14 protein-coding genes are annotated in these 21,149 nt (G+C 76.4%); 6 read left to right on the forward strand and 8 right to left on the reverse strand.

Annotation, left to right across the window (positions count from 1 at the left end; all coding sequences use genetic code 11):
- The first annotated feature begins 8 nt into the window (after positions 1-8).
- Together AC3CHW_RS05200 and AC3CHW_RS05205 are read left to right on the forward strand one after the other, a co-directional pair.
- Positions 9-956, forward strand: a complete 948-nt coding sequence (locus AC3CHW_RS05200; RefSeq protein ID WP_488469698.1) for a LysR family transcriptional regulator — start codon at positions 9-11, stop codon at positions 954-956.
- 252 nt (positions 957-1,208) lie between these two features.
- Positions 1,209-2,366, forward strand: a complete 1,158-nt coding sequence (locus AC3CHW_RS05205) for a glycoside hydrolase family 26 protein (protein WP_488469699.1) — start codon at positions 1,209-1,211, stop codon at positions 2,364-2,366.
- A gap of 25 nt (positions 2,367-2,391) precedes the next feature.
- Here AC3CHW_RS05205 and AC3CHW_RS05210 read toward each other — a convergent pair whose 3' ends face one another.
- The 5 genes from AC3CHW_RS05210 to murJ are packed head-to-tail and all read right to left on the reverse strand — an operon-like array spanning position 2,392 to position 9,196.
- Positions 2,392-3,804, reverse strand: a complete 1,413-nt coding sequence (locus AC3CHW_RS05210) for a GNAT family N-acetyltransferase (RefSeq protein ID WP_488469700.1) — start codon at positions 3,802-3,804, stop codon at positions 2,392-2,394.
- Entirely contained in the window at positions 3,801-5,138 is a 1,338-nt protein-coding gene (locus AC3CHW_RS05215; RefSeq protein WP_488469701.1) for a hypothetical protein, read from the reverse strand. The genes AC3CHW_RS05210 and AC3CHW_RS05215 overlap by 4 nt, the downstream gene beginning before the upstream one ends.
- Positions 5,139-5,146: 8 nt before the next feature.
- Positions 5,147-6,487: a glycosyltransferase gene (locus AC3CHW_RS05220; protein WP_488469702.1), complete on the reverse strand. Its 1,341-nt coding sequence runs from the start codon at positions 6,485-6,487 to the stop codon at positions 5,147-5,149.
- Positions 6,484-7,311 (reverse strand): polysaccharide deacetylase family protein, encoded by an 828-nt coding sequence (locus tag AC3CHW_RS05225; RefSeq protein ID WP_488469703.1) that lies wholly within the window; start codon positions 7,309-7,311, stop codon positions 6,484-6,486. Before AC3CHW_RS05225 ends, AC3CHW_RS05220 begins: the two co-directional genes overlap by 4 nt.
- Positions 7,301-9,196, reverse strand: coding sequence for a murein biosynthesis integral membrane protein MurJ (gene murJ, locus AC3CHW_RS05230; protein WP_488469704.1), 1,896 nt, complete (start codon positions 9,194-9,196; stop codon positions 7,301-7,303). Before murJ ends, AC3CHW_RS05225 begins: the two co-directional genes overlap by 11 nt.
- A gap of 220 nt (positions 9,197-9,416) precedes the next feature.
- Here murJ and AC3CHW_RS05235 point away from each other — a divergent pair, with 220 nt between their 5' ends.
- Together AC3CHW_RS05235 and AC3CHW_RS05240 are read left to right on the forward strand one after the other, a co-directional pair.
- Positions 9,417-9,710 (forward strand): hypothetical protein, encoded by a 294-nt coding sequence (locus AC3CHW_RS05235; RefSeq protein WP_488469705.1) that lies wholly within the window; start codon positions 9,417-9,419, stop codon positions 9,708-9,710.
- Positions 9,711-9,879: 169 nt separating this feature from the next.
- Positions 9,880-10,320, forward strand: a complete 441-nt coding sequence (locus AC3CHW_RS05240) for a hypothetical protein (RefSeq protein WP_488469706.1) — start codon at positions 9,880-9,882, stop codon at positions 10,318-10,320.
- A 561-nt stretch (positions 10,321-10,881) separates the two neighbouring features.
- Here AC3CHW_RS05240 and AC3CHW_RS05245 read toward each other — a convergent pair.
- The 3 genes from AC3CHW_RS05245 to AC3CHW_RS05255 form a co-directional block, all read right to left on the reverse strand.
- Positions 10,882-12,474, reverse strand: a complete 1,593-nt coding sequence (locus tag AC3CHW_RS05245; RefSeq protein ID WP_488469707.1) for an O-antigen ligase family protein — start codon at positions 12,472-12,474, stop codon at positions 10,882-10,884.
- A gap of 221 nt (positions 12,475-12,695) precedes the next feature.
- Entirely contained in the window at positions 12,696-14,444 is a 1,749-nt protein-coding gene (locus tag AC3CHW_RS05250; RefSeq protein ID WP_488469708.1) for an exopolysaccharide biosynthesis polyprenyl glycosylphosphotransferase, read from the reverse strand.
- Positions 14,441-15,856 (reverse strand): glycosyltransferase, encoded by a 1,416-nt coding sequence (locus tag AC3CHW_RS05255; protein WP_488469709.1) that lies wholly within the window; start codon positions 15,854-15,856, stop codon positions 14,441-14,443. The genes AC3CHW_RS05250 and AC3CHW_RS05255 overlap by 4 nt, the downstream gene beginning before the upstream one ends.
- A gap of 416 nt (positions 15,857-16,272) precedes the next feature.
- Between AC3CHW_RS05255 and AC3CHW_RS05260 the strand changes: the two genes are divergently transcribed.
- On the forward strand, positions 16,273-19,149 hold the full coding sequence (locus tag AC3CHW_RS05260; RefSeq protein ID WP_488469710.1) for a glycosyltransferase family 2 protein: 2,877 nt from the start codon (positions 16,273-16,275) through the stop codon (positions 19,147-19,149).
- Positions 19,137-21,080, forward strand: coding sequence for a radical copper oxidase GlxA (gene glxA / locus AC3CHW_RS05265; RefSeq protein WP_488469711.1), 1,944 nt, complete (start codon positions 19,137-19,139; stop codon positions 21,078-21,080). The genes AC3CHW_RS05260 and glxA overlap by 13 nt, the downstream gene beginning before the upstream one ends.
- Positions 21,081-21,149: the final 69 nt, after the last annotated feature.

Consider the following 21,149-nt stretch of genomic DNA (forward strand, 5'->3'; position numbering starts at 1 on the left):
GGGCCGGCGTGGACCTCGAAGCCGTACGTACCTTCGTCGCCGTCGCGGCGGCCGGCCAGTTCCAGGAAGCCGCCGCCGAGCTGTCGGTGACCCAGCAGGCCGTATCCAAGCGCGTCGCCACGCTGGAGAAGGGGCTCGGCGTGCGCCTGTTCACCCGCACCGCGCGCGGGGCCCGGCTCACCGTCGACGGCCAGGCGTTCCTGCCGCACGCCCGGGAACTGCTCCGGGTGGCGGAGCGAGCCGACGCGTCCGTGCGGCCGGGCCGGCGGGCGCTGCGGGTCGACGTGGTCAACCGGCGGATCGTGACCGCCGGGCTGGTCCAGGACTTCTACCGCACGCGGCCGGCGATCGCCCTGGACGTGGTGACCCTGGACGCCGACGTGGACGGCGCGATCGCCGCCGTCGAAGCGGGAACGGTCGACGCCACGTTCCACGCGGTCCCGCCCCGGCAGCACCTGCCAGAGGGCATCAGGGCGGCCCAACTGATCCACGAGCCGCACCAGTTGCTCGTCGGGCCGCGGCACCCGCTGGCCGGCGCCCGGGCCCTGACGCCCGGCCAACTCGTCGGGCGGCGCGTCTGGATGCCGGGCCTCGACGCCCGTGGCGAGGTGGCCGCCTACTACGACGAGCTGTCCGCCGCCTTCGGTATCACGATCGACGTGGTGGGGCCGGTCTTCGGGAACGAGACGCTGCTCGCGGAGATCGCCGACTCGGCGGACCTGTCGACCCTGGTCGGCGAGGGCTCGCGGTACCTGTGGCCGGACAGCTACGACCTGCGGCGGATTCCGATACGCGACCCGGCGCCGCTCTACCCGCTGTCCCTGATCTGGCGCGCCGACAACCCGCACCCCGGGCTCGGCGAGTTGCGCGGCTACCTCCACTCCCGGCGAACGCATGCGCCCGACGCCCATGTCTGGCTCCCGACCTGGGGCGCGCCGGCGGCCCGGAGGCCGTAGCCGAGCGGCGCACGGCGACGGCTGCCCGCGCCCGGCGGGTGGCGTGCGGGCGCGGGGTGTGAGCGGAGGCCGGGCGCGGGCGCCCCGCGTGCGGGTGCCAGGCGCGGGCGACCCGGGTGCGCGCCGGCGGGGCCGGCGCGGCGTGGTGGTGGGGCGCGGGCGAGGTTTCGGGGCCCGCGTGGGCGTGGAATACCTGAGCCTCATCGCAGGGCGGTTGGGCGTCCCCGGGTCGCGGGGCGCGGAGGGAGCGTCATGGTCATCCGACGTCGGAGGACGGCGAGCGCCATCGGGGCCATCGCCGTCGGCGCCGCCGTACTGCTCGCCGGCCTGGCCACGGGGAGCAACGGCGGGGGCGACGCGGCGAGTTCGCCCCCCTCCCCCGCCACCGCCGCGCACCGGCAGGCGGCGAGCGAGCCGCCCGCGCCGGCGCCCGCCACCCCCTCGAAGCCGGCCGCCACCACGGCGCCCCCCGGTGCCTCGGGCGCCGCGGCTCCCATGGGCGCCTTCCTCGGCTCCGGGCCCGAGGCGCTACGGCGGATGACTGAATTCCAGCAGTGGCTGGGCGGGCCGACACTGCGCGTCGGACACACGTACCTCCCCGGCGACCTGTGGTCCAACATCGAGGGGCGGCCGGAGTTCCTGCGCCCCTGGACCGAGTGGCGGCGGGCCGATCCCGCGCGCCTCCTCGTACTCAACGTGCCGATGCTGGAGCGCAACGAGGCGGGCGTGCCCGACCACGAGGTGCGGGCGCTGTTGCGGCGGGGCGCCGACGGCGCGTTCGACCGGCACTTCCGCACGCTGGCGCGGCGCCTGGTGCGGCTGGGGGCGCCCGACACGGTCATCGTGCTCGGCTGGGAGATGAACGGCGTGACGTACACCGGCCGGTGCGCGCCCGACCCACCGGCGTGGCGGGCGTACTGGCGGCGCGTCGTCACCGCGATGCGGGCGGTACCGGGGCAGCGGCTGCGCTTCGACTTCGCGCCCAGCCGCGGGGAGGACGCCATCGGGTGGACCGCCTGCTATCCGGGCGACGACGTGGTGGACATCCTCGGCATGGACTCCTACGACCAGCCCCCGGGCGAGGACTTCGCGGACTACGTGAACCAGCCGTACGGGCTGCGCCATCAGGTCGAGTTCGCCGCGGCGCACGGGAAGCCGATCTCGTACCCGGAGTGGGGGCTCTTCCGCAACGGTGACAACCCGGCGTTCGTGCGGGGGATGCTGGAGTGGATGGCGGCGCATCCGCCCGTCTACCAGACCATCACGGACTACTGCCCGCACGGGGTCTGGGAGTGCGGCCGGAGCCCGAGGTCGACCGAGGCGTTCCGGAGGGAGCTGGCCGCCGCGGCGGCGGCCCCGGGCACGGCCGACCCAGCCCCGGCCCCGGACCCGGACTCGGGCGGGCGGTAGGGCGAGCCGTCGGGGCGGGCGCGGGTCAGCGCGGCGGGCCGCCGGCGCGCCGGCCGCGCAGGCGCGTCCGCCAGGCGAGCAGGATCGGCAGCCTAGTGCGGGCGAGGTCCGCGAGCGCGGCGCGCGCCGCGAGGTGGCCGGCGCGCAGCCACAGCGCCGGGGCGAGGTGGCGGCGGGCCAGCAGCAGGCGCTGGTTGACGACGGTCTCCGGCCGCCAGTGCCGCTTGTACGGCTCGTCGCCGCGCAGCAGGCTCAGCACGCGGCGGCCGGTGGCGGTGGCGCGGGCGGCGTCCTGGCGCAGCAGCATGGTGGCGATGTCCACCTTGGCGCGGGCCTCGGGATGCGCACCGTAGAGGTAACCGCCCGCCAGGTGGCGGGAGAACAGCGTGACCTCGCTGACCAGCACCAGGTCGCCGAGCCGGTACTCGGTCAGGGCGGCGTCGCCGGTGCGCACCAACTGGCGGGTGGCGCGGGCCAGGTGTTCCGCGAAGCGGGGCCGCAGGTGCTCGGGGGTGACGCCGCGGCCCCGCCACTGCTGGCCGTGCAGGGCGAGCATGGTGGCCACGGCGCCGGGCACCTCGTGTTCGGCCACGGCGCGGTGGGTGATGCCGAGTTCGTCGATCCGGCGCAGCTTGCGGCGCGCGTTGCGCGCGCTCGCGCCGGAGAGCCTGCGCAGCAGGTCGTCCATGGGCACGCCGGGCAGCTCCAGGCACACGGAGTCGGCGCGCCGGCGCACGGGGCCGCGCCAGCGCTCGACCACGCGCTCCGCAGCCGCCCCGGGGCGCACCTCGCGAAGCTCGACCAGCGCGGCGCGGGCCAGGTGGCGCAGCCCGGCGGCGAGCGCGTCGGCGGCCTGCGGGCAGCGGTCGTCGAGGAGGACGTCGCAGAAGTCGGAGATGTCGAGGCCGAGCGGGAGCAGCGTGGGCAGCGGGCGGTAGCGGAGCATCAGCGGCGCCGCGGCCACGAGTTCCCGGGCCGGCGCGGCGGACGTACCACCGGGCGTACCGGCCGACGCGGTGACGGGTGCGCCGGACGCGCGGACCGACTCGAGCGGCTCGGACGACTCCGGCGGCTCCGATGACTGTGACGGCTCCGGCGGCTCGCGGTGGACCAGCACCAGGCGCAGCCGGCCGCGTCGGCCGTACGAGAGCCACCAGGAGTGGAGCCAGGCGTGGCTCTGGAACGGGGTGGCGGCGGCGCACCGCCGGTACAGGCCGTCCCACGCGTCGGCCAACGCCCCGAACCGCTCCGCGTCGCGGCAGACGGTGACGACGAGTCGCCCGGGCGACACGGGGGGCGTGGGTGTGGTGGGAGCTGTGGAGGTGAGGGGTGCGGTGGCCGCGTCGGGTGAGGTGGTTTCCGCCGTGGCCGGTGCCGGGGGTGCGGGTGGCTGGGTGGCGGAGGGTGGCGGCTGGTGGAGCGGGTGGTGGGTGGTCATCGCGGCTCCGATCCCGGTGTGGGGAGCGGGTCGGGGGTGCTGGCCTGGTGGGGCTCGGGGGCGGGGCGTGGGCGTACGAGCAGGGCAAGGGCGCCGAGCAGGCCGCCGGCACATCCGCCGACGGCGAGGGAGATGGGGAGCGAGGGCGAGGTGGGCGCGGTGGGCGGCACGGCCTGGGCGAAGACGGTGAGCCGTACCCCCGTGCTGCGCGCGGACCGGTTGGCGTGCTCGGCCAGGGCGCGGGCCACGGCGTTGGCGGTGGCCGCGGCGCGTCCGGCGCGGGCGTCGGCCCCCGTGACCTCGATCATCGGGGCGTCGGGCGAGGTGGCGGTGCGCACGCTGGCCCGGAGGTCGTCCACGGGGGTCCCGGTGGTGCGCTGGGCCGCGCCCAACACGGCGCCGCCGGTGGTGATGCGGCCGTACGCCTGGGCGAAGCCCAGCGCGGTCGCCGGGTCCGTGCCGTCCTTGGCGACGGCGACGACGTAGCTGGTGGCGGTGTACTCGGGCGTGGCGAGCGCTCCGTACGTGCCCCCGCCGGCGAGGCCCAACGCGGCGCCGAGCGCCACCGGCCACCACCCCGGCAGCCGCGACCGCACCGCCCGCCACCGCGCCACGGCGGGCCGGCGACCGCCGGGTGGGCGATCGGCACTCGGCGGCCCGGCGGACGGCGCGGCCGGGGCCGCGTCGTCGGCGGCAGCCGCGCCCGGGACCTGCCGCGTCGCTTGGCGGTCGGCGTCCGGCGCCCGGGCCGGGCCGTCCGTGACCTCGTTGGTGGCCGGCGCCTTCGGGGATGCGACGGCCGGGGCCTCGCCGGTGGGGCCGCTGGCGTCCGGGGCGTCTTCGGGAGTGGTGGTACCCGGGGCGTCGGGAGCGTGCGTGTGCGCGGCGTCGGTGCTGGGGGCTGCCGGGCGCGGGGCGGTGTCGCCTCGGGTTTCGGAACCGCCGTGCGCGTGGGCGGGCTGCCGCCCCTTGGCCGCCGCGCCGGTGCTGCGCTTGGAGCGCGGGGCGGCGGGGGTGGCCTTGTTCGCGGCCAAGGCGGGGGCGGCCTTCGGCCGTGGCCTGGCGGTCGGCTTGGCGGCTTCCTTGGCGGTCTCCTTGGCGAGCGGGTTCGCGGGCGACGGGGCGGAGGCGTTGGCGCGCGTGGGCGGGGCGCTCGGGGTGGGCGCGGCCTCCGGACCCGGGGGCGGGGCCGTCGCGTCGTCTGCCGGCGGGTGGTCGGTCGGGCCGACTGGGGCGCGGGGCGTGTCCTCGGTGGCGGTGTCGCGGGGCGGGCCGCCGGGGGTGCCTACGCGAGCCGCCGTCCGCTTGGCCGGGGCGGTGGGGGTCTTGGGCATGGGGCTGCTCACCTCGTGGCGTCCTTGAGGTCGTGGTGGTCCGTCGTGCGTGGGGGTCCGTCCGGGGTGGCGTCGCGTGCGGGCCGCGGTTGCTGCCGCGGGCCGCGCGCCGGGGCCGGAGTCGGGTACGGAGGGTGGGCCGGGGCGGCGGGCGGCGCGTGGGGGGCGGTCGCGCCGGCGTGCAGGCGGGCGTAGAGGGACAGGAGTTGGTCGGCGGTGCGCTCGATGGCGTAGCGGCGCACGGCGGGTGGGACGGGCAGGCGGTGCGCTCCCCTGGCGGCGTGCGCCCGTAGGGCCGCGGTGAGTTCGGGGGTACTGGGGCCGACGCGCTGGGCGCCGGGCGCGTCGGCGAGCGGGAGTTCGTCGATGGCCGGGCAGGTGACGTGGATGACGGGCAACCCGGCGGCCAGCGCCTCAAGGACCGCGAGGCCGAACGCCTCCTCCGTGGAGGGTGAGACGCACACGTCCATCGCGGCCAGCAGCGCCGGGATCTCCGCCGCCCGGCCGCCCTCCGGGTCACCCGCCGTGGCCCCGTGGGCGTCCCCGTGCGGGGCCCCGTGCGCGGGGGCGGACGGGGCGACGGTGCCGTCGCGTTCGCCGACCAGGTGGACCCGGTCGGCCGCGCCCGTCACGCGGGCCAGGCGGGCCAGGGCGGCGCGTTCCGGGCCGTCGCCGACGAGCAGCAGGTGGACGCCCGGCAGCGCGGCGACCGCGCGTACCGCCGTGTCGAACCGCTTGCCCGGCACCAGGCGCCCCACTCCCCCGGCCACGTAGGCGTCGTGCGGGATGCCGAGCCGGGCGCGCGCCGCGGCCCGGGCGGCGGGGTCGTGGCGAAAACGTGCCGCGTCGATGCCGTTGGGGACGATGTGTACCCGCTCGCTGGGTACGCCCCAGTCCCGGAGCCGGTCCGCGATGGTGCCGGAGACCGCGACGGTGGCGCTGCCCAGGCGCTCGGTGGCCAGGTAGAGGGCGCGGGTGCCGGCGGTCAGCGGGCGGCCCTCGATGTGGGTGTGGCCGAGGGAGTGTTCGGTGGCCAGCACGGTCCGTACGCCCGCGAGCCGGGCGGCGATCCGGCCGTAGACGCAGGCGCGGTAGAGGTGGGTGTGGACGAGGTCGTAGCGGCCCGCGCGGATGGCGCGGGTCAGCCGAGGCAGTGCGGCCAGGTCGCGGTTGCCGCGCATGCCGAGGTCCAGGACGCGCACGCCGTCGGCGCGCAGCCCGCGCGCCACCGCGTCCGCGTGGGTGAGGGCGATCACGTCGCTGTGCACGGGCAGGTGGCGCAGCAGCAGCCGCAACTGTTGCTCGGCACCGCCGGCGCCGAGACCGGTGATGACGTGCAGCGTCCTCATCGCACCGCCGCCCCGGGGAGCGTGTCGGCGCCGCCGCGCCGCCCCGCGGGGAGGGGACCTGCCGCCACGGGGAAGGGGTGCCGGCGGCGCAACGGGAGCAGCAGCCGCTTGGCCGCCAGCCGCCAGGCGTTGTCGGCCTGCCCGACGTGGCTGCGGGGCAGGGCGTACGGGCCGGTCAGTGGGCCGGCGTCGATGGCGCACGCGTACTCGTACCCGGCCGTGCGCACCGCGTCGATGGCGCGCTGGTCGACCGCCCCGTACGGGTAGCAGAAGCCGGCCACGCGCTGGCCCGTGACGCGCTGGAGTTCCGCGCGGCTGTGCGCCGTCTCGCGGCGCAGCGTGGCCGTGCCCGCGCCGGCGAGCCGGAGGTGCAGCAGGCCGTGCGAGCCGATCTCCATGCCGGCGTCGGCCACCGCGCGCAGCCCGGCCTCGGTCAGCAGGGGCTTACGGGGGCCGAGCGGGTCCCAGGCGTTGTCCTCGCCGACGCGCCCGGGCAGGGCGAACACGGTGGCGGTACAGCCGTGTTCGCGCAGCGCGGGCAGGGCGTGTTCGACGAAGTCGGCGTAGCCGTCGTCGAAGGTCAGGCCCACCAGGCCGGCGCCACGACCGGCGGCGTACGCGCGCAACAACTCGGCCACGCCCACGCCGCGCAGGCCACGGGAGCACAACCAACTGAGCTGGCGGCGCAGTTGGCCGGGCGTGACGGTGATCCGGTACGGGTCGTCGGTGGAGTGGTCCACCGAGTGGTACATGAGCAGCCACGGGATGGCGTGGGCACGGCGCGGACGGCGCGCGCCCGGCGCGCGGTGCGGGTCAGTGGTCATGGGGATCCGTTCGACGGGGCGGGCGGGGTGCTGCGTCGTCTCCTACGGGGCGGGTGCGCGGCGCGCGACCGGGTCGGTCGGGGGGACGGTGGTCGCGGCCGGAGTCGGCACCAGCGGCGCGGGGGGCGGCCTGGCGGTGCGGGTCGTCGCGGTGGCCGTCCAGGTGGTCGCCGTCGGGGCCGACGCCGGGGTGGCTGTCGGGCGGGGCGGCGGGCGGGGTGTCGGAGTGGGCGGGCGTCCGGCCGGCGCGGCCCGGGAGGCGGCGGGCCGCGCGGGCGGCGGCCCGGCGCGCCGTGCCCCCGGCCGAAACGAGCAGGTCGGCCACCTCGGGCGCGCGCAGCGCGAGCGCCGCCGCGGCGAATACCGTGGGCACGAGGCACAGCCCGTACGCGGCGGCGGCCAGCGACGCGGTCGCCAGGTGGGCGGCGACGGCCCCCACGGCGCTCGCGACGGCGGCAGCGGCCACCAGCCGGCCGAGGCCCGCGCCCATCCGGCGCACGTCGAGCGGGATCATGCGCCGGCTCAGGCCACGCAGCAACAGCGCGGCGGTCGTGGTGATCCCCAGGGCGTTGGCGAGGGCGATGCCGTACACGCCCCAGTGCCGCGCCGTGGCCACGCCGACCGCCGTCGTGAGCAGCAGCCCGCCGAGCATCGCCAGCGCCGGGTACCAGGTGGGCCGCGCGACCGAGAAGAACGGCCTGACCAGGGCGCCGGTGAGGCTGTGGCCGAGCAGGCCGATGGCGTACACGCGCATAACGGAGGCGGTGACGGAGGTGTCGTCGGCGTCGAACGCGCCGCGTTGGAAGAGGAGTTCCACCAGCGTGGGGGCGTAGCCGACGACGTAGGCGGCGCCGACGAGCACGACGAGCCCGGCCAGGTACAGGTCGCGCTCCACGCGGCGCCTGGCGCGCTCCCGCTCGCCGTCGGCCATCGCGCGGGCCACGAGCGGGAAGGTCACGGTGCAGATCATCAACGACAGCACCATCGGGACCTGGGCGATCTTTTGCGCGTAGTTGAGGTGCGAGATGGCACCGGGCGGCAGCGAGGAGGCGACGAAGCGCTCCACCAGGACCTGCGCCTGCCGGGTGAGGGTGAACAGCGCGACGGGCGCCAGCACGGCGAGCCCGAGGGGCACGGCCGCGCCGCGCAGCCGCGGCACGCGGCGGCGGGGAAGGGAGGGGCGGAGACGGGGGCGGGGGCGGGGGTTGCGGACGCGGGGCCAGACGGCCACCGTGCGGGAGAAGGCCGGCAGTTGGACGAGGATCATCAGCACGCTGCCGGCCGCGACGCCGAGCGCCGCGGCGCGCACTCCCCACCGGTCGCCGACGGCCAGCACGGTGCCGATGATGGCCAGGTTGTACGCGACGTAGATCGCCGCGGGCGGCACGAAGCTGCGGTGCGCGCGCAGCGCGGCGCTGAGGTAGCCCGCGACGCCGAAGGTGAGGACGGTCAGGGCCGTGAGGCGGGTGCAGTCCACCGCGAGCGCGGGGTGCGTGAGCCCGGGCGCGAGGAGGTCCACGATCCACGGCGCGGCCAGCGCGAGCAGCAGGGCGGCGCCGGCCAGCGCGGCGCACAGGCGCGGGGCCGTGGCGGCGACCAGCGCGCGCACCGGGTCAACCGCGCCCTGTGGCCGATCGGGCTCCACGGCGGGGGCGGGCGCGGCCTGACGCCGGGACAGCGCGAGGCTGAACGCGGGGATGAGGACCAGGGCCATGGCGTCCTCGATGAGCAGCGTCGCGGCGACCTCGGGCACCGTCCAGGCGACGAGGAAGGCGTCCGTGGCGCCGGTGGCGCCGAAGAGGCGGGCGATCGTCTGGTCGCGGACGAGCCCGAACAGCGCGCCGCACGCGGTGAGCATCGCCGTCACCGCCGCCGCCCGCGCCACGAACCGCTCGGCTCCACGCGGCGCCTGCTCCCGCGCGGGTGCCGCCGCGGGCGCTACGGCCGGGTCGTGCGGGGCTCGGGATACCGGTGGGAGGGGCGACCGGGCCGGGCCCGCGGGGACGCTCGACCGTGCGGGGGCGGGGGCGGGCGCGACCGGGGAGGCCGAGGCCGAGGAAGCGCGCGAGGCCGACAAGGTCGGTGAGGTCAGTGAGGTGGACGAGATGGACGAGATGGAGGAGATGGCCGAGGTGGACGGTTCGGGTGTCGCGGCGGCGGCCCGTGCGGCGGACGGGGTGGCGGGGCCGCGAGGAGGCGTCGGTGGGGGCAGCGGCTTACCGGGGGTGACGGACGACGGGCGCGGGCCGGGCCCCGGAGGGGGTGCCGGGTCGGTTACCGGGGGCGGGCACGGGGTGGTGGGTGGCGCGGGCCGGGTACGGGCGCTCGGCGCGGCGTCCGGTTCCACGGGGGTGCGCGAGGTGTCCGGCCGAGTGGAGGCGCTGGGCACGACCGGGTAGGGCGACGTCACCTGGAAGGCCGCCGGGGAGGGGGCGGAGGCGAGCAGGGGCGACAGGCCGTCGCCGCCCGGGTCGACCGGGTCGAGTGACGCTCCGTGCGGGCCCAGCCACGTCAGCCGGGCAACGGGCCGCCGCGCGCCAGGTCCGACCGACGGAGGGGGCCCGACGAATGGGGCGGGCCCAGCCGACGGAGCAGGCCCGGCCGACGGAGCAGGCCCACCGGATGGAGCGGGTCCGACCGACGGAGCAGGCCCACCGGATGGAGCGGACCCGGCCGACGGAGCGGGCGCACTGGATGGAGCGGGCCCACCGAATGGAGCGGGTCCGACCGACGGAGCGGGCCCACCGGATGGAACGGGCCCGGCCGACGGAGCGGACCCGCCGGATGGAACGGGCGCACCGGACGGGGCAGGCCCGGCCGACGGAGCAGGCTCACCAGATGGAGCGGGCCCACCGGACGGAGCGGGTCTGGCCGACGGAGCTGGCCCGCCAGATGGAGCGGGTCCGGCCGACGGAGCAGGCGCACCGGACAGGGCAGGCCCAGCCGACGGAGCGGGCCCACCGGATGGAGCGGGTCCGACCGACGGAGCGGGCCCACCGGACAAAGTAGGCCCGACGAACGGGGCAGGCCCACCGGACGGAGTGGATCCGCCGGCCGCAGCGGGCCCAGCCGACGGAGCAGGCCCACCGGACGGAACGGGCCCAGCCGACGGAGCAGGCCCGCCAGATGGAGCGGGTCCGGCCAACGGAGCAGGCCCACCGGACGGAACGGGCCCAGCCGACGGAGCAGGCCCGCCAGATGGAGCGGGTCCGGCCAACGGAGCAGGCCCACCGGCCGGAACGGGCCCGGCCAACGGAGCAGGCCCACCAGATGGAGCGGACCCGCCAGATGAAGCGAACCCGGCCGACGGAGCGGGCTTGCCGGCCGGAGCGGCCCCCGCCGCTCCGGCCGGGCCGGTGGGGGTGCTCGGGCTGGCAGCGTCGGGGGAAGTGCCCCGCGCGGTCGGGTCAGCCGTACCGGGCGTGCCATCTCGTGCGGGCGGGTCAACCGGCCGGCTGGTCGGGGCAGATGGGGGTGAGGTGGTCGGGTCGGACGGGGGGACCGGCGGGTGCGGGGGCCGTTGCGGGGCTGGCGCTGGGTTGGCCCGGCCCGGCGTGTGGTGCGGGTCGCTCATCGGCGCACCTCCTCGGCGTGGGCGTTCGGGCAGCCGCGCGGCGTGCTCGCCTGGCGCGGCGAGGGCGGACCCGACGGGGGCCCGCACGGGTGCGCCGCGTTGGCGGTGTGGAAAGCGGTGCGGCCGTAGGGAGGACGGAGCCCGGCCCGGGGCGGGCCGGACGCGGGCGTCGTAGAAGCCCGTTCGCCGGGCGTCGGCGGCGCGTCGCGCAGCGCGGCCGGCGACAGCGCCCACCACGCGGCGAGCCCCAGTACCACCGAGGTCAACACGGTCGTGGGGCCGCCGATGTCGGCGTACAGGAAGTCCACGGCCTGCCAGACCAGCAGGCCGACGGCCGCCGCACCGCAGCCGGTCGCACCGCGCCGCGCGCCGGCGCACCCCGGGGCGGCGCACCCCGAAGCGGCGGACCCCGGGGCAACGGTCGGCGGAGGCATAGCGGCGTGCCCGGGGAGAGGCGTGTGCCCCGCTCGGCGAAGGGTGGACAGCCGGGTCAGGCCGCACAGCAGCAGGGCCGACCAGCAGCCGAGCAGGGCGACGGCGCCGATGAGGCCCTGTTCGCTGAGGACGAGCAGGTACATGTTGTGCGGCGAGAGCAGCGGTTCGCGTTGGAAGGCGTGGCCGGCGCCCGCCGTGTCGCTGGCCGCCGACAGGCCGATCGAGGCGTGCCCGTCGCGGTGGGCGGCGAAGCCCTTGGGGCCGACGCCGGTCACCGGGTGGTCGCGCCAGATGTCGGTGGCGGCGGCCCACAGGCTGTACCGGTCGGTGACCGAGCGGTCGGGCGCGGCGGAGACCCGGGTGATGCTGTCCAGCCGCTCGGCCATCAGCCCCGAACCCGCGCCCAGCCCGCACACCGCCAGCACCGCCGCCGCGGCCAGCGCCGCCATGACGCGCAGCGCGCGGCGCGCCCCGTGCAGGAACAGCACCACCGTGCCGGCGCACGCGGTGGCGATCCACGCGCCCCGGCTGAACGACAGCGCCAGCGGCACCAGCAGCGCGGCGGCGCAGCACAGCGCCGCGCGGCGGGGCCAGCGCGCGCCGGTGCGGGTCGGCGGCAGGGCGAGGCCGACGCTCAGGGCGATCACCGCCCCGTACCCCACGGTGGTCGCCATCGCCATCACGTCCAGCGGCCCGAAGGTGCCCACCGCCCGCACGTCGCGTCCGGCGTACGAGGCGCCGGTTCCGGTGACGTACTGCCGTACGCCCACGACGCCCTGCACCACCGCCAGCACCACCACCGCCCCGGCCACCCAGCGGAAGTCGCGGCGGGAGCGGAGCAGCAGCACCACCGCGATCGGCACCAGCACGAAGATCTGCGTGCAGCGCGCGAAGCCGGTCAGCGCCGATGACGGGTCGTCGGCCGCCACGGTCGCGACGGCCACGGCGAGCGCGGGCGCGCCGAGCACCACGGCGGCGGTACGGGTCAGCGGGCGCGCGCGGTCCCGCAGTACGCGCAGGGCGCAGTAGCCGACGAGCCCCACCGACGCCAGGTCGGCGGGGGTGACGTGCGGGCCGCCGCCGACGTCGCCGCGCTGGTCGGGCAGGCAGAGCAACAGGACGGTGGCGACGGCGGGCAGCACCGGCCAGGGCACGGCGCGCAGGACGGCACGCGCCCGATGGGCGGGCGCTCGGTGGACGGGTGTCTCGTGAGCCAGCGCCTGGTGGGCGGTCGTCGCGTGGCCGGGCGCCTGAGCGGGCGTCTGGTGGGCGGGGACCGGTGGCAGGTGGGGGCGCGCGGGGTGCCGCGCCCCGTGCGCCGCGCTCCGGGGCGCGGAGTCGGGATCGACCGCAGGGCCGGCGCCCTGGCCCATCGTCAGCTCCCCCCGCAGCGGAAGAGGGAGCCCGCGGTGCGCAGCAGGATGCGTACGTCCTGCCACAGCGACCAGGTCTCGATGTAGTGGTTGTCGAAGCGCACCCGGTCCTCGATGGAGGTGTCCCCGCGCAACCCGTGCACCTGGGCGAGGCCGGTGATGCCCACGGGCATCCGGTGCCGGGCCCGGTAGGCGGGGTAGCGCTGGCTGAACTCGCGGACGAAGTAGGGGCGTTCGGGGCGGGGGCCGACCAGGCTCATGTCGCCGCGCAGTACGTTCCACAGTTGCGGCAGCTCGTCGAGCGAGGTGCGGCGCAGCCAGCGTCCCACGGCGCTCATCCGCTGGTCGTCGGCGACGCTCCAGCGGGTGGCCGACTCGAACGCGTCGCTGCGCAGCGTGCGGAACTTGAGCACCACGAACGGGCGGCCGTCGCGCCCGACGCGCTCCTGCCGGAAGAGCACCCCGGGTCCGTCGGAGCAGCGCACGGCCAGCGCGCACGCCGCGAGCAGCGGGGCGACCGCGACCAGTCCCAGTGCCGCGGCGCACACGTCCAGCGCCCGCTTGCCGAGGGCGGCGATCCGGTGCCGGGGCGGCGGCGCCAGGCGGCGGCAGGCGAAGCCCCACAGGTGGTCGGGGACCGTCGAGCGGGCGGGTGCCAGCGCCGGATCGGGCTGGGCGGTGACCAGCCACACGGTGCACCGCCGCGCCCGCAACAGCCCGAGCAACGCCGCGACCTGCGGGTCCTCCCATGGCGTCCGGGTGAGGACGGCGGCGCGTACGCCGTGCTGGGCGATGGCCCGGCTGATGTCCTCGTGCCCGGCCAGCACCGGCACCGCGGGCGCCGGCACGGCGTCTGTCGCGCTCCCTGGCGCGGTCCCCGGCGCCGGGCCCGTCGCGATCCCGATCGTTGAGCCGACCACGGGCTCGGGCGCCGGGCCGGCGGCGCGGGCCGCCCCGGGGCCCGGGGCGGTGGGCGGCTCGGGCTCGGTGAGCGCCCCGGCGCCCGGCCCCGGCAGGGCGCCCGCGGCCAGGGTGCCGGTGGCGATGCCGGCCGCGGACGGCGAGCCCGCGGCGAGGGGCGCGGCGGTGGCGGCACCCGCCGCCAGCGGACCGCCGGGGGCGGGGGCGGGCCCCGCCGCCACGAGGCCGACCGGGCGCAGCCCGTACCCGGGGGCGGCGACGAGGGTGGCCAGCACGCGTTCGCCGACCGGGCCCGAGCCGACCACGAGCGCGGGGCACGGCGCGCGGCGCCGGTGCCGGCGCAGCCCGAGGTGGGCCACGGCCCGCGCCGCGCACAGCAGCGGCGCGTGAACGGCCAGCAGCGCGAGCAGGGGCCCCCACCGGGCGGCGTCCGGCTGGTCGAGGGCGACGAGCCCGGTGGTCACCACGCACCAGGTGAGGACGGTGTGCCAGAGCAGGGACGGCAGTTCGTCCAGGGCCGCGGTGGACAGCCCCGGCCGGTAGAGGCCGGCGTGCGCGTTGAGGGCGACGAGCACGCCGAGCGCGGGCGCCGCCGCCCGCGCGGCCTGGTCCGCGTCCGCGAGGAGCAGGGCGGCGACGGTGGCCGCGCCGTCGGCGGCGAGCAGGGCCAGCGGCGCCAGGTGCCGCCAGGCCAGGCCGCGCCGTCGGCGGGTGGCCGGCTTACCCGCGCCGCTCCGCGGCGCGCACACGGCCACCGTCGGCTGGCGGTCGGCCGTCAACTGGTCCAGCGCGCCAGCCGAGTCGGACAGCTCCACGTTCTCCGTCGTCATGACCCACCCACACCCGGCCCACCGGCGCCCCCGGGCACCACGCCCGCCCCGCCCGCCGCCGTCCGACCGGCGACCGTACGCTCCGCCGCGCGTGCCGCGACGGTACGCACCGGGTCCGCGCCGGCCGCGACCGCGCTGGGCCGCACCTCGCCAGCGACCAACCCGTCACGTACCGCGCCGCCGGGTGGGTCGCCGCGTCGCGCCGCCGGCTCGGGCCGCTGGCCGAGCACCGCCGCGTACACCCGCGCCACGTGCGCCACCGCGCGGCGTACGTCGTGGCACTCGCGCGCGTGCCGCCGCGCCCGCGCGCCGAGCAGCTCGCGCCGGGCCGGGTCGGCCAACAGGGCGGCGACGGTGCGGGCGAGCGCGCCCGGGTTGGCGGGCGGGGCCAGGCAGTGCGGGGCGTGGCCGGGTGGCAGGCTCTCGCGGGCGCCGGTCACGTCGGTGAGCACGACCGGCCGGCCGCAGGCCATCGCCTCCAGCGGCGCCAGGGCCATCCCCTCCCAGCGGGACGGGAGGACGACCAGGTCGGCCGCGGCGTACCAGCGCGCGGGGTCGCGCGTGGCGCCGGCGAAGCGGACGTCGGGCGACGCCGCGCCGCGCAGGGCGGCGGCGGCCGGGCCGTCGCCGACCAGGACCAGGTGCGCGCCGGGCACCCGGGCCGCGATCCGGGGCCAGGCAGCCACCAGCACGTCCTGCCCCTTCTGCCGGCACAGCCGCCCCACGCACACCACGAGGGGCGCGTCCGCCGGCACCTCGCGCAGGGCCGGCAGGGCGGCGCGGGCCGCGCGCCGCGCGGCGGCGTCGGCCGGCGGAAAGCGGTCGGTGTCCACGCCGTTGGGCACCACTTCCCAGCGGGCCGCGATCCCCGCGGCCTGGCCGCGGCGCCGCTCGTCCTCGCTCACGCACACCACCCGGGCGGCCCACCGCGCGGCGTACCGCTCCCAGCCCACGGCGGCGGCGCGCAGCGCGCCGTCGGCCGCGTCGAAGGACCAGGCGTGCGGCTGGTGCAGGGTCGGCACCCGGCCGCGCACCGCGAGCCGCCCCGCCAGGCCGGCCTTGGCGCTGTGCGTGTGCACCAGGTCGGGGCGTACCTCGCGGACGAGTCGGGCCAGGCGCGCGGTCTCGGCGGCCAGTCCGGGCCCGGGGGCCCGGCGCGCCGGCCAGCACAGCACCTCGGCCCCGGCCGCCTCCGCCGCGGCGGCCAGCGTGCCGCCCGGCGGACAGGCGAGCACCGGGCGCAGCCCGTCGGCGCGCTGACCCCGGACGAGGTCGGTGACCACCTGGGCCACCCCGCCGGTCACCGGCTGGGAGACGTGCAGCACCGTCAGCGGAGCGCCGGCGCCGTGCCCGGGCACCCGGTCCGCGCCGGGGGCCGCGCGCCGACCCGGCGCGGAGCCCCTACTCGGCATCTGGCCCCCGCGCGACGAACGGTCGTCTCGTGGCGGGTGATTGTCTTGCGGCACGCACGGCTCCCCAACAGCGGTTCTCAGCGGTGGCGTGGCTCCGGAATGCACGGAGCTGAGGGGGCCACACCATGGCAGAAAGCCAAAACCAATTCACGCGAGACGCGCGCAGATAGGCCGACAGTGTGACTTTCTGTTCCTCACTCATTTAGCGCCCGAGAGCGCGGCGCGCCGATCATCCGATATAAGCCGATCCCGGCCACGTCGTTGTTACGGTCCTTTTCTGTCGAATGAGACGACGAGTAGACCAAATGGGCTATCGCTGCCGCGAGGTAGCTCGTGGCTCGTTTCTGCGGGAGGCCGCGTTGGCTGCGTACAGCCGTGTCAGTGCGTCAGCGAAAAATGCCAAGAAAAACGATGCTGTGCCCCGACCCAAGAAGAAGGTGCGCGGGGGCCGTAAGCGAGAGGCCGGCGAATCCGCCCGCGCCAACAAAAAGGCGAACGCCACCGCCTCGCGCGCGAAAGGCGGCAAGGCGGCAGCCCGGGCCGCCCGGCCCGCCACCGCCGGCGAACCCCTCGACTCCAGCGGTGCCAGCGAACCCACCGGAGCCAGCCCACCGGCCGACACCGGCCCACCAGCCGGCTCCAACGCCGCTGGTGGCAGCGGCGAACCCGGGCACCGACCGCCGGCACCCGCGGCGGCGCAGGACGGTGCTCCCACCCCCGCGGCCCCGCGCGAGGAAGCCACCCCGACCGACGGCCAGCCGAACGACGCGACCATCCACCGAGCCGACTCGGCCACCGCGGACACGAGCGAACCGGAAACCAGCGACCCGGAAACCGGCCGCCCGGAAGCCACCGACGCGAACGCGGCCGATACGAAATCCACGGGAACGGACTCCCCCGACACGGAACCCGCCCGCGCGGAAACCACCGACGCGGAAACCCACCCGTGCGCGGAGAATTCCCACCCGGACGACGCAACCGACCCGGGCCACGTATCCGACCCGGACGCCACACCCGAAACGGACGGCGCCCCGAACGCCGATACCGCCGATACCGCCAGTACCGCCGACACCGCGAACGACACGGCGGACGCGGGCTCGACTGTCGACGCGCGAAACCCCGACGACGCCGACGACGCACGCGGCACAAGCGATACGGACGACGCGCGACCCACAGGCAGCGCGGGCGACGCCGACGACGCCGACGGCTGTGGCCACTCGGACAACCTCAGCGAGGCCAGCGACTCAAGTGACGCCGCCACCTCCAGCGACCCCGAGAAGCCCAGCGAACCGAGCAACGCCCCAGACGCGAGCGAGGCGAGCCGGACGCGCGAGGCGGACGAGACGGGCAAGGCAGACGAGGCGAACGAGTCAGACGAGGCGGCCAAGGGAGGCGACGCGGAGGGCGCGGCCCCCGCGCGACCCACCGAGCGGACCCCCGCGCCACGCTACGACTACGACCGCTACAGCCAGTTGGCGGGCCCGCTGACGGAGCCGCCGGCGGACGCCCCGTACCGGGTGCGCTACCGCAGCCTGCTGGCCCAGGAGCCGCACCGGGTGCGGGCCGCGCTGTTGCTGGCGGCGGCGCCCACCGTCTCGGCGATCCTGCTGGTCTGGCTGCTGCGGCCGGAGCACTGGGTGCACCGCGACTACGTCTCCGGCTGGGAGACGGCGGCCGACACCGTGATGCTCGTGGCCATCGGGCTGATCGAGGTGTTCCGGCTGTTCACGGTGGTCTCCAACGCCCATGCCACCCTCGTGGCCCGGGACCCGATCCCGGTGCACGCCGCGCCCGGCACCAGGGTGGCGTTCCTGACCAGCTTCGTCCCCGGCAAGGAACCGGTGGCGATGGTGCGGGCCACCCTTGAGGCGGCGACCCGGCTGCGGCACCCCGGCCTCGTGGACGTGTGGCTGCTCGACGAGGGTGACGACGCGGAGATCAAGGAACTGTGCGCGAAACTCGGCGTACGGCACTTCTCGCGCAAGGGCGTGGCCCGCTGGAACCAGCCCACGGGCGCCTTCCGGGCCAAGACCAAGCACGGGAACTACAACTCCTGGCTGGACGCGCACGGCGACGCCTACGAATTCATGGCCTGTGTGGACACCGACCACGTGCCGCTGCCGAACTTCCTGGAGCGCATGCTCGGCTACTTCCGCGACCCGGACGTCGCGTTCGTCGTCGGCCCGCAGGTCTACGGGAATTACGACGCGGCCGTCACCAAGGCGGCGGAAAGCCAGCAGTTCCTCTTCCACGCGCTCATCCAGCGCGCCGGGAACGCCTATGACGGGGCGATGTTCGTCGGCACCAACAACGCCGTGCGCATCAGCGCGCTCAAGAGCATCGGCGGGCTGTACGACTCCATCACCGAGGACATGGCGACCGGATTCGAGCTGCACCGCACGCGCAACCCGGAGACGGGCAACAAATGGCGTTCGGTGTACACGCCCGACGTGTTGGCCGTCGGCGAGGGCCCCACCGCGTGGACCGATTTCTTCACCCAGCAACTGCGGTGGAGCCGGGGCACGTACGAAACGGTGCTCAAGCAGTACTGGCGCGGCATTCCCACGCTGCCCCCGGGCAAGCTGCTCAACTACTCGCTGCTGGTCACCTTCTATCCCATGTCCGCGCTCAACTGGATGCTCTCCGCCCTTTCCTGCACCCTGTTCCTGGGGCTCGGCGCGTCGGGCATCCAGATCTCCTCCGAGATCTGGCTGATGCTCTACAGCGACGCGGCGGCCCTCCAGATCGGCCTGTACATCTGGAACCGCAAGCACAACGTCAGCCCGCACGAGCCGAGCGGCTCCTCCGGCACTGCCGGCATGGCGCTGTCGGCGATCTCCGCGCCGATCTACGCGAAGTCGCTGTGCGACGCGGTGCTGCGGCGCAAGAGCCGGTTCGTGGTGACGCCCAAGGGTGACTCGTCCAGCCCCGACCGGCTGGCCACCTTCCGCATCCACCTGCTGTGGGCCGTCGTCTTCGGCGGCTCGCTCCTGGCGGCGCCCTTCCTGGGCCACACCCACATGGCCATGTGCATCTGGGCGTTCCTCGCGGTGCTGCTGTGCCTGGCCACGCCGGCGCTGTGGTACGGCGGGCTGCTGCGCGAACGGCACGCCGCGCGGCCGGCCACCGCCACCCTCCCGGCGGCCCGCGCCGACAGCCCCACGCCCCCGTCACCCACCTCCGCCCCGGCACCCACCACGGAGGCACCACAGACCACCACCACGGCAACGGCGCAAGACGCCGCGACGGCAGACGTCACGACGGCAGACAAGGACTCGCTGTGCGCTACATGATCACCCCACGGGCCCGGACCACCGCCATGGGCGTCACGGCCATGGTCGTACTGGCCGGCCTCAACGCCCCCGCCGCCGTGAGCTACGCGGAGCGGACCTACCACGCGTACAAGATCAACCAACCCGGCTACAAGGCCCAGTACGGGCACTGGGACCTGCTCTCGGTGCCGGAGAAGTACCGGGTGCGGGCCATCCACGCGGCCCTGCTGCGCTCCGGCAAGGTGCTCCTGATCGCCGGTTCGGGCAACGACCAGAAGCGGTTCGACGCCGGGACGTTCGACACCCTGCTGTGGGACCCGGCCAAGGACACCTTCAAGCTGATCCCCACGCCCGAGGACCTGTTCTGCGGCGGGCACTCGCAACTGCCCGGCGGCAACATGCTGGTGGCCGGCGGCACGGCGCGCTACGAGGTCCTGGACGGCGAGGTCGAGCGGGCCGCCGGCCCGATGCTGGTGAAGAACGAGGACCCGGACCGGGCCCGCCGCTTCGCCAAGGGCACCGTCTTCCGCGCCCCGGACGGCAAGCGCTACCGGGCCACCCGCGACTTCCGCGTGGACGCCGCCAAGAAGGTGCCCAAGAAGGACAAGAACGGCAAGCGCAAGGGCGGCGAGGTCACCGTCACCGCCAGCGAGACCCGGGTCTTCGTCGAATCGGTCAGGAAGGGCAAGTCCGGCCTCCGGAGCAAGCCGGCGCAGTACGCCATCCAGGGCCTCACCGGCCAGGCGGCGCGGGACGTCTACGGCCTCGCACAGGCCATGACCCTCGACAAGCAGGACTACCAGGGCATCAACGCGGCCTACGAGTTCGACCCGGAGTCCGAGCGCTACATCCCGGTCGACCCGATGGACGAGAGCCGCTGGTACCCGACGCTGGTCACGCTCGGAGACGGACGGGTACTGGCCGTCTCCGGCCTGGACGACGTCGGCCAGATCATCAACGGCATCAACGAGATCTACGACCCGAAGACCAAGAAGTGGTCCAAGGCCCCGCGCCGCTACTTCCCGACCTACCCGGCGCTCTTCCTCACCAAGGGCGGCAAGCTCTTCTACTCCGGTTCCAACGCGGGCTACGGGCCGGCGAAGAAGGGCCGCGTGCCGGGCCTGTGGGACCTGCGCCACAACACCTTCCAGCGGGTGCCCGGGCTCACCGACACCGACCAGACCGAGACCTCCACCTCGGTGCTGCTGCCGCCGGCCCAGGACCAGAAGGTGATGATCCTGGGCGGAGGCGGCGTCGGCGAGTCGAGCAAGTCCACGCCCCGTACGGCCGTCGTCGACCTGAACCGGAGCCCGCAGCGCTACGTGAAGGGCCCCGACCTGCCGCAGGGCACCCGCTACCTGTCGAGCGTGATCCTGCCGGACGACACGGTGTTCACCACCGGCGGCTCCAGCGACTACCGGGGCAAGGGCGACAGCGACGTCCACAAGGCCCAGATCTACTCGCCGCGCACCAACTCCTTCGAGAAGGCCGCCGACCCGACCGTGGGGCGCAACTACCACTCGTCGGCGCTGCTGCTCCCCGACGGCCGGGTCGCCACCTTCGGCTCCGACCCGCTCTACGCCGACCGGGCCAACACCCAGCCGGGCACCTTCGAACGCCGGGTGGAGATCTACAGCCCGCCGTACCTGTACGCCAAGGACCGCCCCGCGCTCGGCGCCGGCCCCAAGGAACTCCGGCGCGGCGGCCGGGCCACCTTCCAGACCCGACACCCGGAGCGCGTCACCCACGCCAAGCTGATGCGCCCCAGCGCCGTCACCCACACCACGGACGTCGAGCAGCGCTCCATCCAACTCGGCGTCAAGCACCACAAGGACGCGGTCACCCTCTCGATCCCCGACGACCGCACCCTGACCCCACCCGGCTGGTACATGCTCTTCGTCACCAACGCCGAAGGCGTCCCCTCCGTCGCCAAGTGGGTCCACCTGCCCTGACCCCCACCCCACGCACGTCACCCGGCGCCCCGGCCTCCTTGGCCGGGGCGCCGCCTTGGTTGGCTGAGG

The organism is Streptomyces sp. MGP-BFMKR1 (assembly GCF_057766585.1).